The organism is Bdellovibrionota bacterium (genome assembly GCA_035292885.1).
Taxonomy (GTDB): domain Bacteria; phylum Bdellovibrionota_G; class JALEGL01; order JALEGL01; family DATDPG01; genus DATDPG01.
On sequence record DATDPG010000092.1, the window covers coordinates 1 to 2,069 of the forward strand.

At 53.3% G+C, this 2,069-nt stretch carries 2 protein-coding genes and 1 tRNA gene; 2 read left to right on the forward strand and 1 reads right to left on the reverse strand.

What is annotated here, in order from left to right; translation table 11 throughout:
* Positions 1-273: 273 nt before the first annotated feature.
* Complete coding sequence (locus tag VI895_07310; GenBank protein HLG19612.1) at positions 274-1,209, reverse strand: carboxypeptidase regulatory-like domain-containing protein; 936 nt, start codon at positions 1,207-1,209, stop codon at positions 274-276.
* 106 nt (positions 1,210-1,315) lie between these two features.
* Between VI895_07310 and VI895_07315 the strand changes: the two genes are divergently transcribed.
* Positions 1,316-1,426, forward strand: a tRNA-OTHER gene (locus VI895_07315).
* A 14-nt stretch (positions 1,427-1,440) separates the two neighbouring features.
* Positions 1,441-2,069, forward strand: a 629-nt coding sequence (locus tag VI895_07320; GenBank protein ID HLG19613.1) for a hypothetical protein, incomplete at its 3' end; no start/stop codon positions are given.

A 2,069-nucleotide genomic window follows, 5' to 3' on the forward strand; every position in this document is an offset into this window, starting at 1 on the left:
TTCCCGGAATTTCTCTTGAGAACGTCCCCAAAGCACTTCTTCATAAAATTCATCGCTGACAAGCTCGATCCAGCACGAACGCCCGGCTTCAGGCTCGCCGGATAACTCCGGCAATACGAAAACTCGTCACTCTCAAGTGAAGTTGAGCCGGTGCAAATAGCGGGCGGCGATACTCTCGATTGTTCAGCCCCCGACGTCAGAACGCCCCGCCATTGGGCGAGGCGTTCTGAACGTCTCGGAGGGAGTATTGCACGGACGTCAGTCCGAACGTAGTTACTTCTTGCTTAACTCGATTGTTATCTTAGCCTCCTCACCGGCTTTGACGGTAACCTCTTTAGTCAGCTTTCCCAAGGTCTCATGCCAGACCTCGACCTTGTGTGTTCCCGGCGGGACATCGGTAATCTTAAAGGCGCCGCCATCCGCGCTCACCGCCGATTTGTCATCGGTAACGACAACCCAACCGGCCATCCACGAATGCGCGTCACAGACAACCTTTATAAGCTCCGCCTGCGCAAAGGTTTCTGTCATTTTTTTCTTGAAACCGGGCTGCGCCTTGTTGATTACCGCATTCTTGCTGCTGCTCGTGTGGAAATTGTGCAGGATACCGTCGTTGTTAAGAATATCCAGAGATCCTCCAGTCGGCACGATCACGACGTGCGGAGCAAAGGTGCATCCCTTCTGGTCCAGGGTGGGGCTTCCTTGGGGTTTTCCTTTGACTCCAGCAACACTGACAACAGCATTCTTAATCCCACGGTCGGCCGAAACGATTAATTCTTCGTTCAAGATCTCCGAACCGCATTTCTCATTATCCTTTGTCACCTTCACCTTCTTCGCTTGCGGTGCGTCTCCGACGAACACCACACGCCCCGAAATGCTACCTCCGGACTGGGCCCAGAGTGGTTGAAATACGCCGAGGACGAGTAATCCCCCAGACACCGCAACTAGCGTTCGGCCGATTCGTGCAGCCATCAACTTTAGATCCATAGTTTCCATCCTTTCAAAAAATTTGTCAGTGACCTGAGCAAATTCTACGCCAGCGCGGGCACCGCTTCTGGTGCGCGCAGGGTGGGCGAATGTTAAGCGCCGATTTTCCTGCTGATAAGAAATCACGCAGACTTTTTCCCAGGCACAAGATAGGGGAGCCAATTCCACCCTTCGACGCGAGGCCCCGGCCTTGGCCGGGGCCTCTTGCTCAGGATTTCGCCCCACGGGCTTACCCGTACGGCTCCACTTTTCTGGTCTTGGTGTACATTTCTAGGAGAGGCAATATCCATTGCTTTTGGAAGTGGTACTGGTTTTGCTGCTTACTTCTGTTGTCCCTGTCGTCTAGCGGCCCAGGACGCCGTTATCCCTCTTGTCGAAAGCTCGAAACGGAAAAGGGGGGCTCGATACGGAAACCGGGGTTCGAATCCCTGTAGGGACGCCAAGGCCATTTGATTTATGGTCGATTTTCCACCCGTAACTTCGCCGACACGGCTATTCGGCCGTTTTGCAGTCGCCGGTTTTCTTGGTTTTGTCGCCATCGCGATAATACTGTTTCAGCTCGGGATGCGAACGTTCGAGGGTCATTTGGTAACCGAAACAAAAGAGACCCGCGCCAAGTACATTAACGCCATTCTCGCTCACAAACTCACGGAGAAAGATTTTCAAAGTGTCCAAAAAGGCACGGACTGGGAATTGTTTAGAGAAAAAATAGCCGATCTTTTTTCGCTTCCGGAGGTCGTTAGAGTCAAGATCTACAACCGGGAGGGGACGCTCATCTGGTCCGATGCGGTGGCGCTATTGGAGATGGCCCCGGATGCCAAGAAAAACCCCGAGCTCCTAGAAGCATTGGAAGGTCACGTCGAAGCCGAAATCTCCGCCCTCGAGAAGGAGGAACATCGGTTTGAGCGGGGTACCTTTCGCAATCTCATGGAGCTGTATGTTCCCATCTACTTCAGTGGAAGCAAGACAGTCGATGGAGTCGCCGAGGTTTATCTGAACGTCGATCCGCTTTTCGTTACCATCCGTAATTCCGGATGGCTGATTGGCCTGGCGATCTTCGGCGGGCTTGGGCTTCTGCTGCTAAC